Here is a 19,972-nt window from a genome sequence, read left to right on the forward strand (position 1 = left end):
CTGGCCTCCGTCGGCCGCCCGGTCGGCATCCACCCGGCGAACCCCATGGGCACGCGGCGCCTGATCGATTAAGATCGCGGTGACGGCGTCCACGTGGTCGCAGTACGTACATCCGGCGCCACCGCACCCGGCGCCCCGGGCGTGCACCGAAACCGGAGCGTGCGCCCGAGCCGGAGCGTGCGCCCGGACCAGAGCGTTCGCCGAAACAGCTTCAGCCAAAGACGATCAGGAGCCGAGTTCTAGTGTCGGAAATCGCCTCGACCGCGGAGAACAACCCCTTGCTGCGCCGGAACTACCCGGCCGACTGGGCCGACGTCGACACCCGCGCCGTGGACACCATCCGCGTCCTTGCCGCCGACGCGGTGGAGCATTGCGGCAGCGGCCACCCCGGCACGGCGATGAGCCTGGCTCCGGCGGCCTATTCACTGTTCCAGCGGATCATGCGCCACGACCCCGCGGACCCGGAGTGGCCCGCGCGCGACCGGTTCGTGCTGTCGGCGGGCCATTCGAGCCTGACGCTGTACATCCAGCTGTTCCTCGCCGGATACGGCCTCGAGATGGCCGATCTCGAGCAGCTGCGCAAGTGGGAGTCGAGGACGCCGGGGCACCCGGAGTACCGCCACACCCCCGGCGTCGAGACGACCACCGGACCGCTCGGCCAGGGACTGGCGAACGCGGTCGGTATGGCCATGGCCGCCCGCCGCGAGCGCGGCCTGCTCGACCCGGAGAGCCCGGTGGGCGAGAGCCCGTTCGACCACCACGTGTACGTCGTCGCCTCCGACGGTGACATCGAAGAGGGCGTCACGTCCGAGGCCTCCTCCATCGCGGGCCGGCAGGAACTCGGCAACCTCGTGGTCATCTACGACGACAACGAGATCTCCATCGAGGACGACACGAACATCGCCCTGTCCGAGGACACCGCCAAGCGCTACGAGGCCTACGGCTGGCATGTGGAGGTCGTCGAGGGCGGCGAGGACGTCGTCGCCTTCGAGAACGCGATCGCCGCGGCCAAGGCCGAGACGAGCAGGCCGTCGTTCATTCTGCTGCGCACGGTGATCGGCTACCCGGCGCCGACGAAGATGGCCACCGGCAAGGCTCACGGTGCCGCGCTGGGCGCCGACGAGGTCGCGAGCGTGAAGAAGGCCCTGGACTTCGACCCCGAGCGCAGCTTCGCCATCGAGGACGAGGTGCTGGCCCACACCCGCAAGGCGCTGGACCGCGGCAAGACGGAGCGCGCGCAGTGGCAGGAGCGCTTCAACGCCTGGGCCGAGAAGAATCCGGAGCGCAAGCAGCTCGCCGACCGGCTCCGCACCCGGTCGCTGCCGGAGGGCTGGGCCGAGAAGCTGCCGACGTGGGAACCGGACGAGAAGGGCGTGGCCACGCGCAAGGCCTCCGGTCAGGTACTCAACGCCGTCGCGGACGTGCTGCCCGAGCTGTGGGGCGGTTCGGCCGACCTGGCCGAGAGCAACAACACCGTCATCAACGGCTCCGACTCGTTCGGCCCCGAGTCCGCGTCGACGGACATGTTCGAGATGAAGCCGTACGGCCGGAACCTGCACTTCGGTGTGCGCGAGCACGCGATGGGCTCGATCCTCAACGGCATCGCGCTGCACGGCGGCACCCGTCCGTACGGCGCCACGTTCCTGATCTTCAGCGACTACATGCGCCCGGCCGTCCGCCTGGCCGCGTTGATGAAGGCGCCCGTCACCTACGTCTGGACGCACGACTCGATCGGCCTCGGCGAGGACGGTCCGACGCATCAGCCGATCGAGCAGCTGTCGGCGCTCAGGGCCATCCCGGGGCTGAGCGTCGCGCGCCCCGCCGATGCCAACGAGACGGCCGCCGTGTGGAAGGCCTCGCTGGAGGACACTCAGCACCCGACCGGCCTCGCCCTCACCCGGCAGAACGTGCCGGTGCTCGAGGGCACGAACGCCGAGGGCGTCGCCAAGGGCGGCTACGTGTTGGCCGAGGCGTCCAACGGCAATCCGGAGGTCGTGCTCATCGCCACCGGTTCCGAGGTGCAGCTGGCCGTCGAGGCCAGGGCGACCCTCGAGGCCGACGGCGTCGCGGCGAGCGTCGTGTCGATGCCGTGTGTCGAGTGGTTCGACCGCCAGGACCAGGCCTACCGCGACGCCGTGATCCCGCCGACCGTGACGGCGCGGGTCGCCGTCGAGGCGGGCATCGCCCAGCCGTGGCACCGGTTCGTCGGCGACGGCGGCGAGATCGTCTCGATCGAGCACTTCGGCGCCTCCGCCGACTACAAGACGCTGTTCCGCGAGTTCGGCATCACCGCGGAGGCCGTGGTCACCGCGGCCCGCCGCGCACTGGACAAGAACTCCTGACCGGATTGGGGAATCACCTGATGAGCACCAACCTTGCGGCTCTGTCCCAGGCCGGCGTGTCGATCTGGCTCGACGACCTGTCCCGCGACCGGATCACTTCCGGCAACCTCGCCGAGCTGATCCGCGACTGGCACGTCGTGGGCGTCACGACCAACCCGACGATCTTCGCGGGCGCCCTGTCCGACGGCGAGGCCTACGACGCGCAGGTGCGTGAGCTCGCGGCGCGCGGTGCCGACGTGCACGCCACCGTGCGTGAGCTGACCACCACGGACGTGCGCAACGCCGCGGACGTGTTCCGCGACGTGTACAGCGAGACCGGCGGCGTCGACGGCCGCGTGTCGATCGAGGTCGACCCCGGCCTGGCCCGCGACACCGACAAGACCGTCGCCGAGGCGGCCGACCTGTGGAAGACGGTCGACCGGCCGAACGTGCTGGTGAAGATCCCGGCCACCGAAGAGGGCCTGCCCGCGATCACGAAGACGCTCGCCCAGGGCATCAGCGTCAACGTCACGCTGATCTTCTCGGTCGAGCGGTACCGCGCCGTGATCGACGCCTACTTCGCCGGTCTCGAGCAGGCGAAGGCCAACGGCCACGACGTGTCGGCGATCCATTCCGTCGCCTCGTTCTTCGTGTCCCGTGTGGACAGCGAGATCGACAAGCGACTCGAGGCGATCGGGACCGACGGGGCACTCGGCCTCCGTGGCGAGGCCGCCGTCGCCAACGCCCGGCTCGCCTACGCCGCCTACGAGGAGCTGTTCTCCTCCGAACGGTGGCAGGCGCTCGAGGCCGACGGCGCGCACCCTCAGCGTCCACTGTGGGCGTCCACCGGGGTGAAGAACCCGGACTACTCCGACACGCGCTACGTCGACGGGCTCGTCGTCGCCGGCACCGTCAACACGATGCCGGAGTCCACGCTGGAGGCCTCGGCCGACCACGCGAACGTCACCGGCGACACGATGTCCGGCACGGCGGAGCAGGCCCAGACCGTGTTCGACACGCTGGCGGCCGCAGGCATCGACATCCCCGACGTGTTCGTCACGCTCGAGAACGAGGGCGTGGAGAAGTTCGACAAGTCGTGGGGCGAGCTGCTCGACACCGTGTCGGGCCAGCTCGAGAAGGCGAAGGGCTGAGGCACGGGAATGGGCGCTCAACAGACCGGGGTCACCGTCGATCCCGCACTCGAGGCCGCCGCGGCACCGCTGCTCGATCAGCTGGCGGCCGACGGGGTGGCGAGCAAACTCGCCGCGCAGGACGCCACGCTGTGGGGGTCCGACGCCGAGTCCGAAGCGTCGATCCGGCTGTCGTGGACCGGGCTGCACCGCACGTCACGGCCGTTGATCGGTGAGATCGAGGCGCTGCGCAACGATCTGCGCTCCGAAGGCGTGGACCGCGTGGTGCTCGCCGGCATGGGCGGGTCGTCGCTCGCACCGGAGGTCATCACCGCCACCGAGGGCGTGTCGCTCACGGTTCTCGACACCACGGATCCCGCGCAGGTCGCCGACGCGCTCGCCGGTGACCTGGACCGGACCGTGCTGGTGGTGTCGTCGAAGTCGGGCACGACCGTCGAGACCGACAGTCATCGCCGCGTGTTCGCGGCCGCCTTCGAGGAGGAGGGCATCGACCCCGCGCGGCGCATCGTCGTCGTGACCGATCCGGGTTCACCGCTGGCGGAGCTGGACCAGTGCCGCAAGGTCTTCCTCGCCGATCCGCACGTCGGCGGCCGGTACTCGGCGCTGACCGCGTTCGGTCTCGTCCCAGCAGGCCTGGCCGGGGCCGACGTCGCGCGGCTGCTCGACCAGGCGGCGCAGGTCGCCGACGTCGTCGCCGCCGACTCGCACGAGAACCCGGCACTGCGGTTGGCCGCGGCGTTCGGTGCGGCTCACGACGGCGGGGCCGAGAAGCTCGTGCTCGCCGACACCGGATCGGGCATGACCGGCTTCGGCGACTGGGCCGAACAGCTCATCGCCGAGTCCACCGGCAAGCAGGGCACGGGGCTGCTGCCCGTCGTCGTCGAAGGTCCGGAAGCGCCCGGTTTCCACGACGCGGGCGACGACGCCACCCCGGTGGCGACCGGTCCGGCGGCCGACGGGGCGCGGATCGCGGTGGACGGCCCGCTCGGCGCGCAGTTCCTGTTGTGGGAGTCGGCGGTCGCGATCGCGGGCAGGCTGCTCGGGATCGACCCGTTCGACCAGCCGGACGTCGAGGCAGCCAAGAAGGCGGCCCGTTCGCTGCTCGACGACCCGGATGCGCTCCACGCCACGTCGGTTCCGGCCGCCGTGGCCGGGACGGTGGAGATCTACGCCTCCGCCGGGACGAGCGCCGACGGCTCGCTCGCCGACATCCTGCGGGAGTTCACCGGCGCGGTCCCCGACGGCGGATACCTGGCCGTGCAGGCCTATCTCGACCGGCTCGACGACGCCTCCGCCGCACTGCTGCGGTCGGAGATCGCCAAGCGCACCGGCGTGGCGACCACGTTCGGCTGGGGCCCGCGGTTCCTCCACTCGACGGGCCAATACCACAAGGGCGGCCATCAGAACGGTGTGTTCCTGCAGCTCACCGGCGCGTCCGAGGAGGATCTGCAGGTACCGGACCGCCCCTACACGTTGGGCACGCTCCAGCTGGCGCAGGCACTCGGTGACGGCCAGGTTCTGACCGACCACGGCAGGCCCGTGCTGCGGTTACACCTGACCGACCGGGCAGCCGGCCTCGCCGAACTGGTGCGTGCCGTACAGGAGCTCGATCGATGACGCGTAGCTGGACCAATCCGCTCCGCGATCCCCGGGACAAACGCCTCCCCCGCATCGCGGGCCCGTCCAGTCTGGTGATCTTCGGTGTCACTGGCGATCTGTCCCGCAAGAAGCTGATGCCGGCGATCTACGACCTGGCCCATCGCGGCCTGCTGCCACCCGGTTTCTCCCTCATCGGGTTCGCCCGCCGCGAGTGGGAGAACCAGGACTTCGGCGAAGTCGTCCACGACGCGGTCGCCGAGCACGCACGGACGCCGTTCCGCGAGTCGGTGTGGAACCGGCTCGCGGAAGGCATCCGGTTCGTCCAGGGCACCTTCGACGACGACGACGCGTTCGACCGGCTGGCCCAGACCGTGCACGACCTGGACGCCGAGCGCGGCACGGGCGGCAACACCGCGTTCTACCTGTCGATCCCACCGTGGGCGTTCCCCATCGTGACCAAACAGCTCTCCCGGAGCGGACTGTCCGACTGCGACGCGAACACGTGGCGCCGCGTCGTGATCGAGAAGCCGTTCGGTCACGACCTCACCAGCGCCCAGGAGCTCAACTCCGTGGTGAACCACGTCTTCCCCGAGGAGTCGGTGTTCCGCATCGACCACTACCTCGGCAAGGAGACGGTGCAGAACATCATGGCGCTGCGGTTCGCGAACCAGCTGTTCGAACCGCTGTGGAACGCGCACTACGTCGACCACGTGCAGATCACGATGGCCGAGGACATCGGGCTCGGCGGACGTGCCGCGTACTACGACGGTATCGGCGCGGCCCGCGACGTGATCCAGAACCACCTGTTGCAGCTGCTCGCGCTGACGGCGATGGAGGAACCGGTCTCGTTCGAACCGGGAGCCCTTCGGGCCGAGAAGGTCAAGGTGCTGGGCGCGACGAAGGCCGTCGGCCCGTTCGACGAGACGACCGCGGCCGGGCAGTACTCGGGCGGCTGGCAGGGCGGCAAGAAGGTGCCGGGGCTCGCGCAGGAAGCCGGGTTCCGCAAGGAGTCGACCACCGAGACCTATGCCGCGGTCACGCTCGAGGTCGAGAACCGGCGGTGGGCAGGCGTGCCGTTCTACCTGCGCACCGGCAAACGGCTGGGCAGGCGGGTCACGGAGATCGCCGTGGTGTTCAAGCGTGCGCCGCACCTGCCGTTCGACTCCACGTCGACCGAGGAGCTCGGTGAGAACGCCCTGGTGATCCGGGTGCAGCCGGACGAGGGCGTGACGATGCGGTTCGGCTCGAAGGTTCCGGGCACGACCATGGAGGTCCGGGACGTCACGATGGACTTCGGCTACGGCCATTCGTTCACCGAGAGCTCGCCGGAGGCCTACGAACGGCTGATCCTCGACGTCCTGCTGGGAGAGCCGTCGCTGTTCCCGGTCAACGAAGAGGTCGAGCTGTCCTGGAAGATCCTCGATCCGGTCCTGCAGCACTGGGCCGACCGGGGAAGTCCGGAGCCGTATGCGCCGGGCAGCTGGGGTCCGCCTGGGGCGGACCGGATGCTCGAGCGCACCGGCCGTCACTGGAGGCGCCCGTGATTCACCCTTGCGCAGCCCTCGATCGCGGGGGGCCGACCGGGTGCGGGGGTCCCGCAAAACACTGGAGGCGCCCGTGATCATCGATCTGCCGTCGACGACGACGTCGCAGTTGAACAAGAAAATGGTGGAGCTGCGGGAACGGGGCGGCGCGGTGGCGCTCGGCCGGGTCCTCACACTCGTGATCGTCGCCGAGGACGACGAGCAGCTCGAAGACGCGATCGACGCGGCCAACGAGGCGAGCCGGGAGCATCCGTCGCGGGTGATCGTCGTGGCGAAGGGGGTCCGCACGGCTGCCCCGCGGATCGACGGGCAGATCAGGGTCGGTGGCGACGCGGGTGCGAGCGAGGTCGTCGTGCTGCGGCTGTACGGGCCGCTCGCGAATCAGGGCCAGAGTGCCGTGGTGCCGCTGCTGCTGCCCGACGCGCCCATCGTCACCTGGTGGCCGAGCAACGGCCCGAAGTCGCCGATGAAGGATCCGCTGGGCAAGCTGGCGCAGCGCCGGATCACCGATTCCGCTGCCGACAAGAACCCGATCCGGACGCTGCTGGCCCGTTCCAAGTCGTACACGGACGGCGATACCGACCTGGCGTGGGCCCGGTTGACACATTGGCGGGCCCAATTGGCGGGGGCGCTGGATCTGCCACCGTACGAGCAGGTGACGGGCGCGACGGTGACCGGCGAGGCGGATTCGCCGTCGACCGAACTCCTGGCGGGCTGGCTGGCCGAGTACCTGGATGTGCCGGTCAAGCGGAACAAGACGTCGAGTGCACAAGGCATCCTGTCGGTGACGCTGGACCGCCCCTCGGGCCCGGTCTCGATCGAACGTCCGGACGGGCGCACCGGCACTCTCACGCAGCCGGGCCAGCCCACGCGGAAGGTGGCGCTCCACCGCCGCGACAACCGGGACTGTCTGGTCGAAGAGCTGCGCAGGCTCGATTCGGACGCGGTCTACGAGGCGACGCTGCGCGGTCTCGCCAAGCTGTCGGGTCCCCGGAGCCGCAGCTCCTCGACATCGACGTCCACAGCGGCGACGTCCACAGCGGCGGAATCCACGTCGGCGAAATCCACGAAGCAGCAGTCGTCGAAACCGACGTCCTCGAGGTCGAAGTCCTCAGCGGCGACGTCATCGGCGAAATCCGCGCCCGCGAAGTCCACGGCGTCGAAGTCCTCGAAGCCGACCGGGAAGGCCCAGGCATGACCACCTCCGCCACGTCGGCGGCCGACGTCGTCGTCCACGCCGATGCCGACGTCCTGGCCGCGGCAACGGCCGCACGGCTGATCACGGCACTCACCGACGCACAAGCGGCCCGCGGCTCGGCGTCGGTGGTCCTCACCGGTGGCGGTACGGGCATCGCGATCCTGGAGCAGATCCGCCGCTCCCCCGCCAGAGACGCACTCGATTGGTCGCGGCTCGACGTGTATTGGGGCGACGAGCGGTTCGTCCCGGCAGACGACGCCGAACGCAACGACAAGCAGGCCCGCGAGGCACTGCTCGACCAGGTACCGCTCGATCCCGCGCGGGTGCACGCCGTGGCGGCCTCCGACGGGGAGTTCGGCGACGATCCGGACGCCGCCGCGGCGGCCTACACCCGGGTCCTGGCCACGGCGGCCGCCGGTGACGGCGTGCCGGCGTTCGACGTGATGCTGCTCGGCCTCGGCGGCGAGGGGCACACCGCGTCGATCTTCCCGGACACGCCGGCGGCCCGCGAGGCCGAGCGGTCCGTGGTCGCGGTGCGGGACTGCCCCAAACCGCCGCCGACCCGGGTATCGCTGACCTTCCCGGCGATCCGGCGGGCACAGGAGGTGTGGCTGGTGACCGCCGGCTCCGCGAAAGCGGAGGCGGTCGCCGCCGCACACCGCGGCGCGGGTGAGGTGACGCTGCCGGTCGCCGGTGCCCGCGGTACGGGCCGGACGCTCTGGTTGCTCGACACCGAGGCCGCCGCGGAACTTCCCTGGTCACCGCGCGTACAGGAACGCTACCCATAGGTGTGAGACCGCCTGCACACGCAGGTGGGACCACACAGAAATATCATGCGCGTTGCGTTAACATCCGCACACTTTTTTCCGAATAGGGAGACACTTCGGGGCAGGATGTTCTCTCATGGTGAGGTCCACAAGACGAGAGGTCTCGACCATGACCACAGAGGGAACGTTTCTCCCTGACGTCTCGCTTCAGGGCCCGCGCTCCGCGGCACACCGCGTACGCCTCGCGTTCTCCGCCATCAGAAATTCGCTGTCCACCCTGTGGAGCCGCGCTGCGGTCCGGAGCACCGTCATCGACGCCTCGGTGTTCCTGATCGCCGTTCTGGACGTGTGGCTCATCGTCCCCGACGACGCACCCGGCTACTCGGTGTACCTGTCGGCACTCAGCTGCGGTGCCCTGCTCCTGCGCCGCTGGTTCCCGTTCACGGTGCTACTACTGGCCGCACCCGGATTCATGGCGGGCTGGGCGCAGGTCGCCGCCATGATGGCGCTGGGCTTCCTCGCCACCCGCAAGCAGACCCATTGGCAGGTCTGGGTCGGCGCCTGGGTGGTCTGGATGTGCCGCTTCATCCTCTGGCCGCTGGACGAGTTCGCCGCCCTGACCTGGCAGCTCCACGCCCTCGACGTCATCTACAGCACGGTTGTCGCCGGCATGCCGCTGGCGATCGGGCTGCTCATCGGCGCCCGGCAGCAACTGGCCACCCGGCTGGCCGAACTGGCCGAGAGCCGGGATCGCGAGCGCAAACTCCACGCCGAGATGGTCCGAACGGAGGAACGCACTCGGTTGGCCAGGGAAATGCACGACGTGGTGTCGCACAACATCACGCTCATCGCCATGCAGGCCGGGGTCCTCACCGCGGCCGCGCCGGGCGGTGACGCGGAACGGACCGCGCGCACGGTCCGGGAACTGAGCACCCACACACTCGAGGAGCTGCGCGGCCTGGTCGGCCTGCTCCGGTCGGGATCGGCCGAGGACGAGGGGCCGTCCCCGAAGGTCTGCGAGATTCCCGACCTCGTGCACGGCTGTGAGGTTCCGGTGAAACTCGAGCTCGACACCCTTCCCGCGTGCGTGCCCGACCGGGTGTCGGCGGCGGCCTATCGCACGGTGCAGGAGTCGCTCACCAACGTCCGCAAGCATGCGCCGGGCGCGGCAACACTCGTCAAGGTCTCGGCCGCCGACGAGGCTCTGCTGGTGGAGGTGCGTAACGATCCGCCTGCGCGGACAGCCGACGGCGGGCCACTGCCCTCGGGCGGGTTCGGTTTGACCGGCCTGGCCGAACGCGCCCGGATGCTCGGCGGCTCGGTCGAATCGGCGCCCACCTCGGACGGCGGATTCTGTGTCACCGCCCGCTACCCGGTGAGTCCCGTCGCAGACACGGGAGCCGTCGAGACACCGGTGCCGTAACAGGCGCGTCGGCGACCGCAGGGCCGGGCCACCACAGACATACGTGCGCCGGCGACGACATCGTCGTCGCCGGCGCACGTGGTACGGGTTCCCGCAGACTCGCTGCCGCGGTCCGCCGCGATGTCGTTACTGCCGGTCAGGCTCTGCCGCGGCGCTGCCGCAGCTTCTCAAGAGCCTCTTCGAGGAGGGCTTGGCCGTCCTCCTCGCTACGCCGTTCCTTGACGTATTCGAGATGCGACTTGAACGGCTCGGCCCGGCCCGCCGACGGCGGGTTCTGCTCGTCCTGCCCACCGAGCAGACCGCATTTCGGGCAGTCCCATTCGTCCGGGATTTCGGCGTCGAGTGCGAACGACCGTCGCGACTCGTGCCCGTTGGCGCACCAGTACGACACGATGTTCCGCGGCGCGGTCTCACCGCGCTCGGATTCGCTCGACGGACCGGACGCGCCGATGCGCATCCCGCGGATCGCGTTCCCACCAACCATCAAACCTCACCCACCAGGAACCCGGCGTGCCGAAGCACGCGACCGATCAGAGCTTGAGGAGCAGGCCGAGCCCGACGATCGCGATCAGCCAGACCGCGCCGAGCCCGATCGTGACCTTGTCCAGGTTCGACTCGGCCCGGCTCGAACCGGCCAGGCTGGCCTGCATCCCGCCACCGAACAAGGACGACAGGCCCCCACCACGACCGCGGTGCAGCAACACCGCGACGATCAGCAGAACGCTGGTCACGATCAACAAGATTTGCAGGAACAGTTGCATGTCATCCTCTGTCGACTGCGGGCGGTGAGGGCACCCAGAGTAGCGGGTGCCGCACGCGATCAGGGTAGCGGGCCTCCGGCTGCCATCGCACAGAGTTTCGTGAATTCGTCACCGTCGAGGCTGGCGCCGCCGACGAGCGCACCGTCCACGTTCTCACAGGAGATGAGCTCGGCGATGTTGCCGGACTTCACCGAGCCACCGTAGAGGACCCGCACTCCTGCGGCGAGTTCGGCACCGTACTTCTCGGTCAGTGCGCTGCGCAGCGCCGCGCACACCTCTTCCGCGTCCGCCGGCGTCGCGACGCGACCCGTGCCGATCGCCCACACCGGTTCGTACGCGACGACGATGTCGGCCACCTGCTCGGTCTTCAGGCCCTTCAGGGCTTCGATGAGCTGCGTGGTCGTGTGGGAGATGTGGTCACCGGCCTCCCGGACGTCCAGGGGCTCACCGACGCACAGGATCGGCGTCAGGTCGTTCTTCAGCGCGGCGCGCACCTTCTTGCCGACGATCTCGTCGGTCTCGTCGTGGTGCTCGCGCCGCTCCGAGTGGCCGACCACGGCATAGGTGCAGCCGAGCTTGGCCAGCATCGATGCCGACACCTCACCGGTGTAGGCACCGGACGCGTGCCGGGACACGTCCTGGGCGCCGTAGGTGAGCAGCAGCTTGTCGCCGTCGACGAGCGTCTGCACGCTGCGGATGTCGGTGAACGGCGGGATGACCGCCACGTCCACCTTGGAGTAGTACTTCTCCGGCAGCGAGAAGGCGATCTTCTGCACCAGGGCGATGGCCTCGAGGTGGTTGAGATTCATCTTCCAGTTGCCGGCGATGAGTGGTTTGCGGGTCACGCCTGCACCTTACGGAGAACGAGGGGGGTCTGGGGTGGAGCGGAGCTCCCCCCGGGGAAACAACACAGCCAGTTACCGACGATGAGCGGTTTGCGGGTCACACCTGCACCTTACGGAGAACGAGGGGGGTCTGGGGTGGAACGTGCCGACGATCCGTGCCGAGGGCGCCGGGCCGTGCGGCCACGGCGCCCTCGGCAGGTATCAGCATGCGCCGGGTCCGTGCATCACTCGCTCAGGACAGCCACACCGGGCAGATCCTTGCCCTCCAGGTACTCCAGCGAGGCGCCGCCACCGGTGGAGATGTGCGAGAACCCGTCCTCGGACAGGCCGAGCTGCCGCACCGCGGCGGCCGAGTCGCCGCCGCCGACGACGCTGAAGGCGCCGCCGTCGGCGATGGCGCGGGCCACGCCCCGCGTACCACCGGCGAACGGTTCCATCTCGAACACACCCATCGGGCCGTTCCAGAACACCGTCGCCGCCGAGCCGACGGCGTCGGCGAACCGGCGCACCGACTCCGGGCCGATGTCCAGGCCCATCCAGCCGTCCTCGATCTCGCCCGCCGCCACCGTACGGGTGGCGGCCTCGGCGGAGAACGCGTCCGCGGCCACGACGTCGACCGGCAGCATGAGCTTGTCGCCCGCTTCGGCCAGCAGGCGCTTGCACGTGTCGATCATGTCGGTCTCGAGCAGCGAACTGCCGACGCCCTGGCCCTGTGCGGCCAGGAACGTGAAGCACATGCCACCGCCGACCAGCAGCCGGTCGACCTTCGGCAGCAGCGCATCGATGACCGCGAGTTTGTCCGACACCTTGGAGCCGCCGAGCACGACGGCGTACGGCCGCTGCGGATCCCCGGTCAACGTGCGCAGTACCTCGAGCTCGGACAGCACGAGGTCGCCGGCACAGGCGGGCAGTTCCCGGGCGATGTCGTAAACGGACGCCTGCTTCCGGTGCACCACGCCGAAGCCGTCGGACACGAACGCGGCACCGGGCCCGACCAGTGCGGCGAGTTCACCGGCCAGCGCACCGCGCTCGTCGGCGTCCTTGCTCGTCTCGCGCGGATCGAAGCGGACGTTCTCCAGCATGGCCACCTGGCCGTCGGCCAGGCTCGCCGTGACGTCGCGGGCCTCACGCCCGACAACGTCACCGGCCAGCGGGACGTCGCTGCCGAGCAGCTCGCCGAGCCGCGCGGCGACGGGCCGCAACGAGTACGTGTCGTCGGGCGTTCCCTTCGGCCTGCCCAGGTGCGCCATGACGACCACCCGCGCGCCCGCCTCGGCGAGACGGCGAATGGTCGGCAGTGCTGCGCGGACGCGACCGTCGTCGGTGATGGTGGCGCCGTCCAGCGGCACGTTCAGGTCCGACCGGACCAGTACGTACCGGCCCGCGACTCCCCCGCCGGACATCAGATCGTCGAGTGACGTGACTGCCATGGCTCAGGACAGCCTGGAGCCGACGAGCTTCGCGGCGTCGACGAGGCGGTTGGAGTAGCCCCACTCGTTGTCGTACCACCCGATGACCTTGACCTGGTTGCCGATCACCTTGGTCAGCGGCGCGTCGTAGATGCAGGAAGCCGGGTCGGTGACGATGTCCGAGGAGACGATCGGCTCGTCGCTGTAGCGCAGGATGCCCTGCAGCGGGCCCTCGGCGGCGGCCTTGTAGGCCTCGTTGATGGCCTCCTCGCTCGCGCTCTTCGAGAGCGTGACCGTCAGGTCCGTCGACGAGCCGGTCGGCACCGGCACGCGCAGCGCGTAGCCGTCGAGCTTGCCGTTCAGCTCCGGCAGGACCAGGCCGATGGCCTTGGCGGCGCCCGTACCGGTCGGCACGATGTTCAGCCCGGCGGCGCGCGCACGGCGCAGGTCCTTGTGCGGGCCGTCCTGCAGGTTCTGGTCGGCCGTGTAGGCGTGGACCGTCGTCATCAGGCCCTGCTCGATGCCGAAGTTGTCGTTGAGCACCTTGGCGAGCGGGCCGAGGCAGTTCGTGGTGCAGGACGCGTTCGAGATGATCGTCTGCGAACCGTCGTACTGGTCGTCGTTGACGCCGAGCACGACCGTCAGGTCCTCGCCCTTCGCCGGCGCGGACACGAGGACCTTCTTCGCGCCGCCCTCGAGGTGGGCCCTCGCGTCGTCGGCGTTGGTGAAGAAACCGGTGGACTCGACGACCACGTCGACGCCCAGGTCGCCCCACGGCAGCTTCGCCGGGTCACGCTCGGCGAGCGCCTTGATGGTCTTGCCGCCCACGACGATGCCCTCGTCCGACGTGGTGACCTCTTCCGGGTAACGGCCGAGCACGCTGTCGTACTTGAGCAGGTGGGCCATCGTGGAGACGTCACCGAGATCGTTGAATGCGACGACCTCGATGTCGTGGCCGCTGGCCGCCGCGGCACGGAAGAAGTTGCGGCCGATCCGGCCGAAGCCGTTGACGCCTACGCGAACCGTCACGTCTGCTCTCACCTCACAGTGTTCTCGACCCGGCCCGATGGCCGGCTCGCACGTCGTTGGGACGGCCACACCTTAGCGCGGCGACCAGGTCGTTCCCGGTTGCCCCGCACGTGAGGTGTAGCGCACTTCGAACAATACAGAATCGTTCAAGCTCGCTCAGATCGCATCACCCTGTCACGGGACCGGACCGGACGCCCGGTTCACGCGCTCAGCTCCCGTTCCACCGGGGTCCGGAACCTCGGCACGACCACCGCGCCGGACAACCGGGTGTGCAACCGCTGCGTGAGCCGTTCGGCCTCGGCCTCCACCAGTGCCGTCCGCTCGGCACCGATGTCCTCCAGCAGCCGCGTCACCACCACTCCCCCGGTTCCCTCGCTGCTGCACCGGTGGGCCCAACCGCCGACGATGCGGCCGTCGCACCAGATCGTGGGGCCGATGTTGCCGCTACGGTCGAACAGCGCCGAGCGGTGCTGCCCGAGAAAGAAGTCGCGATCCGTCCAGCCCATCGGCGTCGGATCGAGCGCGGGCAGAAGCGCCACCCAGGGCTCCGGTTCGGGCGTCGGTTCGACGTCTCCGGCGGCCACGAACGCGGGCGCGCCGTCGAGATCGACCGTCGCAGCGCCGGTGTCGGCCAGCGCGCGGCGGGTCTGCGCGGCCGTCCATCCGGTCCACCAGCGGATGTCGGCTTCGCGCACCGGCCCGTAGGCGTGCAGGTATCGCCGCAGCAACGCGGCCCGCGCGTCGGCGGGTTCCCGCTCCGGGATGCCGCCGGGCAACCAGTCGGCGGTGAGCGACCACTCGTACTGCGTGGACAGCCACGATCCGCCGGGCCGGCCGCGCACGATGCGGCCGCCTGCCGCCAGCAGGAACAGCACCCGGTTGGTGATGTAGGTGGTCGATTCGTACGGCTTGCCCGCGGCCATGACGATCTCCGTGCGCAGGCGGGGTTCGTCCTCGGCCAGCCGGGCCGCCCGCGCCGTCCCGCGCGCCCGCAGGGCCTCGACGGTGGCGTTCTCGACGTCGGCCAGCCAGCATTCGAGATCCGGGATACCGGTCTGCTCGAGGTGGCGCAGCAGAAGTCGCCGTTGCTTGCGTTCGATGTCGACGGCACAACCCGCCTGCACGAGGGGCGCAACGTCGCGATCGACGACGAACATCGTGCGGCGCATCCCGAGCATCCGCACCACCGAACGCTCCTCGTACAACGCGTGCTCCACCGCGTCGACGGCATCGCCGACGGTGCCGGACTCGCCGAGTCGCGCCGCTGCGGACAGATGCACGGTGGCCGGGTCCGTGGCGTGCAACGCGACCACGCCCGCTGCGACGTCGGCCACGCAGGCCGCAGGATCGCTCAGGAAATGGCGTCGCGCGAGCCGGGCCCGCCGCTCGGCCGTCGTCATCTCAGCCATCGTCGGGGTCACGGGCCGTGTCTACCAGCCGTCACCGACAGAAGCCGACCGCACCGCAGGTCGGTGCGGGGTCAGCCCGCCGCCGATTTCGTGTACACCCGCGTCGAGGACAGCCGGGCCGTGCCGTCGGGATCGGACAGCTCGTCGAGTTGGCGGCGCATCGTGGCGTCGACCGACAGGTACTTGCGGCCCGCGCGCAGATCGGCGTCGTTGCGCAGCCGCACGATGAGCGGGAACTCCGACAGCGCACCGGCGTCGAACAGGCCGGTCGTGTAGACGAGCTGCACACCGAGCGCCCTGGCGACGGCACGCTGCAGTTCGAGCAGATACCCGGCCGAGGCGCGACCGATCGGGTTGTCCAGGAACAGCACGCCCGAGTGCGGATTCCGCATCCGGCCCCGGTTGTTGGCCCGGAGCGCCGCGAGCGTGCAGTACAGGATGATGGCCGCGGTGAGCTGCTGACCACCGGAGAACACGTCGCGGATCTCCGACACCCGCTGGCGTTCGGTGCGCAGCACCGAATCCGGTTTGAGCATGTCCACCCGGAAGCCCTTGGGCACGGCCGCGCGCACCCCGCGCAGCAGCAGCGACAACCCGTCGCGTTTGACGCCGCGGCCGTCGGCGGTCTTGCCGACCGCCGCCTCGTCGACGACCTCCCCGAGCGCCGTGGCCAGGTCGGCGTCGTCGAGCTCGGTGAAGCGGATGCGGAGGAACTCCTGCCCGGACCAGTCGCCGAGACCGTCGGGAAGGCGCGACACCCGCTGGGCCGACCGCAACGTGCGGATCGCGCCTTCGACCATGCTCTGCAACCGGGTGACGATGCCGGAGCGGTGCCGGTCGATCTGGGCGAGGTCGTCGGTGAGCGTGCGCAGCCGCGGCCGCAGCGCCTCGGCCCACTCCTCGGCGTGCTCGGGCAGGCTGTCGTGGCGGACCGACACGACCTGCTGCCGCACCGGCGTGTCCAACTGTTCGAATCGCTTCTCGGTGGCGTACTGCGCCAGCGTGTCGGCGGCGGCCCGCACTCGCGCCGCCGCCTCGTCGACCTGTTGCTGGGCCGAGGTGAGGCGCCCGGTCAGCTCGGTGGCCCTGGCCTGCGCCTCCTCCACGTCACCGTCGAACGCGCGGACCGCCTCACCGGCGGGCACGTACGGCGCGAGCGACTCGGCCAGCATCCGGAACCCGGACGCGCTCTGCGTCGCCGTGTCGAGAGTCGCCTGCGCAGCCGCGTGCCGCTGCTGCAGTTCCTCCCACTCCCGCGCGGCGGCCGAGACCTCGTCGGCCGCCGCCTCGATGAGCTCCCTGCCGTGGTCGATGTCCCGCGGTCGTTCCACGGTGTCCAGTGGCCCCGACGGCGACGGCAGCTGCTCGAGTTCGGCGGTGCGGGTGGCGAGCCTGCCGATCACGTCGGTGCGTTCGGCCTCCAGCGTCTCGACCACCCGCGCCGCCCGAGCCTGCGCAGCCACGCGGGCGGACGAATCCGAGCCGTCGGGGGTGTCGAGCAGCTCGCTCGCCCTGGTCCGGACGTCCTCGTCGAGGTTCTCCAGCGCCGCCCTCGCCGCCGACTCGGCGGCCTCGGCCTGCTCGAGTTCGGCTCGCAGGTCCCCGCCCACCTCGACCCGGGCGTAGGCCTCGGAGGCCGAGGTGAAGGCCCGCCGCAGGGCGTCGACCGGTTCGGTGGGAACCGGATCGTCGGCCGACACGGACCCGCCGCCGGGCACCTCCGCCAGTTCGCCGCGTGCGGTACTCGCGGTGCGGCGGTGGCCGTCGGCCGTGCGGCGGTGCTCCGCGACCCGGTCCCGCAGCCGGGCCGCCCGCGCCGCGGCGTCCTCCGAACGCTGCTGCGCCAGCGTGGCCGCCTCCCTGGCCCGCTGTTCCTCCTCGGTCCACTGCGTCACCCGGCCGGCCCTTCCCGCGAGGTCCTCGAGTGTGCGAGCGGCGTCCTCGGTGCGGCGGGCCTCCGTGCGCAGCTCCGGGATCCGCTCCCGGAGCCCGTCCCGCTTCTCGGTGAGGCGCGCGGAGGTTCGCTCGGCCTCCTCCGCACTCCGTTCGGCCGCCGCCAGTGCGGTGTCTGCTTCCTGGGCACGCTCGGCCAGCACGGCGATGCTGCCGGCCGGGTAGTCCTCCCGCCAGCTGGTGAGCTTCCACGTGAGCGCGGCGTCGCGGCCGATCGAGTCCTCCAGCTCGGCGAGCCTGCGCTGGCGCTCGTGCTGACGGCGGCTGATCGCCTCACGTTCCGCGTCGGCCGCGTCCTCGTCGTACATCGCCGGGTTCGGCGGCACGAGGAACGCGACACCGGGCGCCGCACCGAGGTCGCCGTCGGCCAGCGCCGCGGTGGTGCCGACGGCGATCGCCGCACCGGGCAACAGGCGGTGCTCGGTGAGGACCTGCCGGGCACGGTCGAGCTGTGCGGGGTCGTTGAGCAGCACCCCCGACACGAGCTGGGGCGCCCGCTGCACGGCGTCGCCGCGCGTCGAGGAGTCCAGCGTGGACAGATAGCGCCAGCCCGACCACGCGGTGATGCCGGCCGCTTCGAGCACCTCGAGCGCCGCCTGCAGTTCCTCGGGTGCGGGCAACAGCCCGCCCGAACCGAGCGCGCCCAGCGCGCGTTCGTCCCGCGATTCCTCCATCCGAAGCCGCGTCTGCTCGCGTTCGGCCTCACCGCGCGCGTCGGCGAGCCGCTCCACCAGTACCGGGGTGTCGGTCTCCAGCGTGACGGTGTCGGTGCCGAGCAGCTCGGCCAGCCGCGGCTCGGCGGCCAGCGCATCGGTGCGACGGTGCGCGCGGGTGAGTTCCTCGGCGGCGCGGTGTGCGCCGTCGCGGGCACTGCCGACCTCGCGTTGCGCTTCGTGCGCGGCGGTCTGGGCGGCCGCCGATTCCTCGGCGAGGCGTTCCAGCTCCGTCTCCCTGCGCGCGAGCTCGGCGGTCGCCTCCTGCCCCTCGGCGGCCGCCGTCCGCGCCGCCTCGGCCACGTCGGCCCGGTGCGGCAGCAGCCCGTCGGCGGTGGCCCTGGCGATCTCCGCCCTGACCTCCTCCAGCCGCGTGGCCAGGCCGTCGGCCTCGGCCCGACGGTTCGCGGCGACGGAGGTCGCCTCGTCACGTTCCCGCTGCGCCTCCTCGGCCTCGGCCTGCAGCGCCGTCGCCTGCCGGTCCGCGTCGTCGGCCTGGTCCTGGGCCTCGCGCGCCAGTCCCAGCAGGCCACGCGCCAGCGCCGTCGCCGCGGCGTTCTTGGCCTCCAGCGCGGGCCGCGCCTTCTCCTCCCGGCTCCCGACGAGCTCGCGGATGTCGGCGGCCTTGCGCGTCGCGCCCAGTTGCGCCAGCACGGTGCCGGTCTCCCGCCACGCCTCGGCGAGGGTCTTCGCCTCCGCCAGTTCGGCGTCGACGCGGTCGGACTCGGCCTGGGCCTCGTCCCGCAGCATCACGGCCACCTGCCTGCGCAGCTCCGTCAACACCGCCTCGTTGCGCCGGTGATCGCCCTCGGCGAGCCGCTCGGCGTCGGCGGCCTCCTGCACCTGCGCGGTCAGCGTCTCGAGCCGTTCGGACTCCGCGGCGTTCCTGCCCGCGACCTCCCCGGCAAGGGTCTCCAGTTCCGCACGGGCGGCGCCGGCGAGCTTCCGTGCCGCGGCCGCGAGCTTCTCCTCGTCGATCAGCGGGGTGAGCGCGTCGAGGGCGCCTGCCACGAAGTCGCGCTCGGTCATCAGCTCACTGCGCTGGGCGAGATTGTCGGCGTACGTGACGACAACCTCGGCGAGGTCCTTCGGTTCGTCCTCGGTGATCACCGCGCGCAGCAGGAACTCGACGAACGCCTCGTCGGTGTTGAACGAGAACGCGTCCGCCGCCTCGCCTTCCCCCGCGTTCATGGCGCGCTGGTACCGGAACAGCTCGGTGTCCAGACCGAGCCGGTCGAGGCGCTCGGTCCACTCGTGCTGCCTGCGGGTCCAGAACACCTGCAGCTCCGGCACGTCCGCGTGCAGCGACGTCATCCGGTCGTGAAAACCGGACATCGTCAGCAACCTGCCGTCGGCGGTCAGCGGCAACGACTCCAGGCCCACCTCCGCGCCGGGTCGGAAGCAGTACCAGGAGTCGACCAGGTTGGCCGGGTCCGACGAGGCCACGTGCCCGCGCCACTCGGAGACCTTCCCGGTGATCAGCCGCTCGCCGGTCTCGACGTGCTGCCACTCGAGCACCACGTGGGCGACATCTTTCGCGCCGACGAACTTCTCCAGCACGCGCGTGTTCGTCGTGCCGACGACCTGCCGCCTGCCCGGCAACATCACCGAGAAGATCAGTTTGATCAGCACCGACTTCCCGCCGCCGTTCTCGAGGAACAGCACACTCGCCGGGGACGGGCGGCGCGGCGGTCCGCCCTCGGCGGGGTGCACCCCCGCGCCGAACAGCGCGTCCTGCGTCGGCGTGGACACGACGTCGCCGACGCCGGAGAAGTCCAGCACGACGTCCTGGTACCGCGCACCGCTCGGGCCCACCGAGTGCAGGCGCACCCGCGACAGCTCGTACATCC

At 70.7% G+C, this 19,972-nt stretch carries 14 protein-coding genes; 7 read left to right on the top strand and 7 right to left on the bottom strand.

Annotated features, from left to right (window positions below):
• Positions 1-242: 242 nt before the first annotated feature.
• The 7 genes from tkt (at position 243) to LY41_RS17035 (ending at position 10,003) form a co-directional block, all read left to right on the top strand.
• Positions 243-2,342 carry a transketolase gene (gene tkt / locus LY41_RS17005; RefSeq protein WP_253865008.1) on the top strand — a complete coding sequence of 700 codons (2,100 nt, stop codon included), beginning with the start codon at positions 243-245 and terminating at the stop codon, positions 2,340-2,342.
• A 20-nt stretch (positions 2,343-2,362) separates the two neighbouring features.
• Positions 2,363-3,472 (top strand): transaldolase, encoded by a 1,110-nt coding sequence (tal, locus tag LY41_RS17010; protein WP_253865009.1) that lies wholly within the window; start codon positions 2,363-2,365, stop codon positions 3,470-3,472.
• 9 nt (positions 3,473-3,481) lie between these two features.
• Positions 3,482-5,089, top strand: coding sequence for a phosphoglucose isomerase-related protein (locus LY41_RS17015; protein WP_253865010.1), 1,608 nt, complete (start codon positions 3,482-3,484; stop codon positions 5,087-5,089).
• Entirely contained in the window at positions 5,086-6,615 is a 1,530-nt protein-coding gene (gene zwf, locus LY41_RS17020; RefSeq protein ID WP_253865011.1) for a glucose-6-phosphate dehydrogenase, read from the top strand. The genes LY41_RS17015 and zwf overlap by 4 nt, the downstream gene beginning before the upstream one ends.
• A gap of 73 nt (positions 6,616-6,688) precedes the next feature.
• Positions 6,689-7,813: a glucose-6-phosphate dehydrogenase assembly protein OpcA gene (opcA, locus tag LY41_RS17025; RefSeq protein ID WP_253865012.1), complete on the top strand. Its 1,125-nt coding sequence runs from the start codon at positions 6,689-6,691 to the stop codon at positions 7,811-7,813.
• Positions 7,810-8,601, top strand: a complete 792-nt coding sequence (gene pgl / locus LY41_RS17030) for a 6-phosphogluconolactonase (RefSeq protein WP_253865013.1) — start codon at positions 7,810-7,812, stop codon at positions 8,599-8,601. The genes opcA and pgl overlap by 4 nt, the downstream gene beginning before the upstream one ends.
• Before the next feature lie 148 nt (positions 8,602-8,749).
• A complete protein-coding gene (locus LY41_RS17035; RefSeq protein ID WP_253865014.1) occupies positions 8,750-10,003 on the top strand; it encodes a sensor histidine kinase in 1,254 nt (417 codons plus the stop codon).
• Between the two features lie 136 nt (positions 10,004-10,139).
• Here LY41_RS17035 and LY41_RS17040 read toward each other — a convergent pair whose 3' ends face one another.
• From LY41_RS17040 to LY41_RS17070, 7 genes are all read right to left on the bottom strand, one after another.
• A complete protein-coding gene (locus tag LY41_RS17040; protein WP_253865015.1) occupies positions 10,140-10,487 on the bottom strand; it encodes an RNA polymerase-binding protein RbpA in 348 nt (115 codons plus the stop codon).
• Positions 10,488-10,533: 46 nt separating this feature from the next.
• Positions 10,534-10,764 (bottom strand): preprotein translocase subunit SecG, encoded by a 231-nt coding sequence (gene secG, locus LY41_RS17045; protein ID WP_253865016.1) that lies wholly within the window; start codon positions 10,762-10,764, stop codon positions 10,534-10,536.
• Positions 10,765-10,823: 59 nt separating this feature from the next.
• A complete protein-coding gene (gene tpiA, locus LY41_RS17050; protein WP_253865017.1) occupies positions 10,824-11,609 on the bottom strand; it encodes a triose-phosphate isomerase in 786 nt (261 codons plus the stop codon).
• Positions 11,610-11,833: 224 nt separating this feature from the next.
• A complete protein-coding gene (locus LY41_RS17055; protein ID WP_253865018.1) occupies positions 11,834-13,039 on the bottom strand; it encodes a phosphoglycerate kinase in 1,206 nt (401 codons plus the stop codon).
• A 3-nt stretch (positions 13,040-13,042) separates the two neighbouring features.
• Positions 13,043-14,047, bottom strand: a complete 1,005-nt coding sequence (gap, locus tag LY41_RS17060) for a type I glyceraldehyde-3-phosphate dehydrogenase (protein WP_253865019.1) — start codon at positions 14,045-14,047, stop codon at positions 13,043-13,045.
• 200 nt (positions 14,048-14,247) lie between these two features.
• The gene (locus tag LY41_RS17065; RefSeq protein WP_253865072.1) at positions 14,248-15,456 is read right to left on the bottom strand and encodes a winged helix DNA-binding domain-containing protein; all 1,209 of its coding nucleotides are present in this window, start codon (positions 15,454-15,456) and stop codon (positions 14,248-14,250) included.
• Positions 15,457-15,527: 71 nt separating this feature from the next.
• Positions 15,528-19,970, bottom strand: a complete 4,443-nt coding sequence (locus LY41_RS17070) for a coiled-coil domain-containing protein (RefSeq protein ID WP_253865020.1) — start codon at positions 19,968-19,970, stop codon at positions 15,528-15,530.
• Positions 19,971-19,972: the final 2 nt, after the last annotated feature.

Origin of the sequence: Prauserella halophila, from assembly GCF_024171895.1 — a bacterium.
Lineage (GTDB): Bacteria > Actinomycetota > Actinomycetes > Mycobacteriales > Pseudonocardiaceae > Prauserella > Prauserella halophila.

Excerpts from the sequence above, each read along its gene's own strand:
- tal (WP_253865009.1), top strand. The coding sequence starts at position 2,363 with ATGAGCACCAACCTTGCGGCTCTGTCCCAGGCCGGCGTGTCGATCTGG.
- LY41_RS17015 (WP_253865010.1), top strand. The coding sequence starts at position 3,482 with ATGGGCGCTCAACAGACCGGGGTCACCGTCGATCCCGCACTCGAGGCC.
- zwf (WP_253865011.1), top strand. The coding sequence starts at position 5,086 with ATGACGCGTAGCTGGACCAATCCGCTCCGCGATCCCCGGGACAAACGC.
- pgl (WP_253865013.1), top strand. The coding sequence starts at position 7,810 with ATGACCACCTCCGCCACGTCGGCGGCCGACGTCGTCGTCCACGCCGAT.
- LY41_RS17035 (WP_253865014.1), top strand. The coding sequence starts at position 8,750 with ATGACCACAGAGGGAACGTTTCTCCCTGACGTCTCGCTTCAGGGCCCG.
- LY41_RS17040 (WP_253865015.1), bottom strand. The coding sequence starts at position 10,487 with ATGGTTGGTGGGAACGCGATCCGCGGGATGCGCATCGGCGCGTCCGGT.
- secG (WP_253865016.1), bottom strand. The coding sequence starts at position 10,764 with ATGCAACTGTTCCTGCAAATCTTGTTGATCGTGACCAGCGTTCTGCTG.
- LY41_RS17055 (WP_253865018.1), bottom strand. The coding sequence starts at position 13,039 with ATGGCAGTCACGTCACTCGACGATCTGATGTCCGGCGGGGGAGTCGCG.
- LY41_RS17065 (WP_253865072.1), bottom strand. The coding sequence starts at position 15,456 with ATGGCTGAGATGACGACGGCCGAGCGGCGGGCCCGGCTCGCGCGACGC.
- LY41_RS17070 (WP_253865020.1), bottom strand. The coding sequence starts at position 19,970 with ATGTACGAGCTGTCGCGGGTGCGCCTGCACTCGGTGGGCCCGAGCGGT.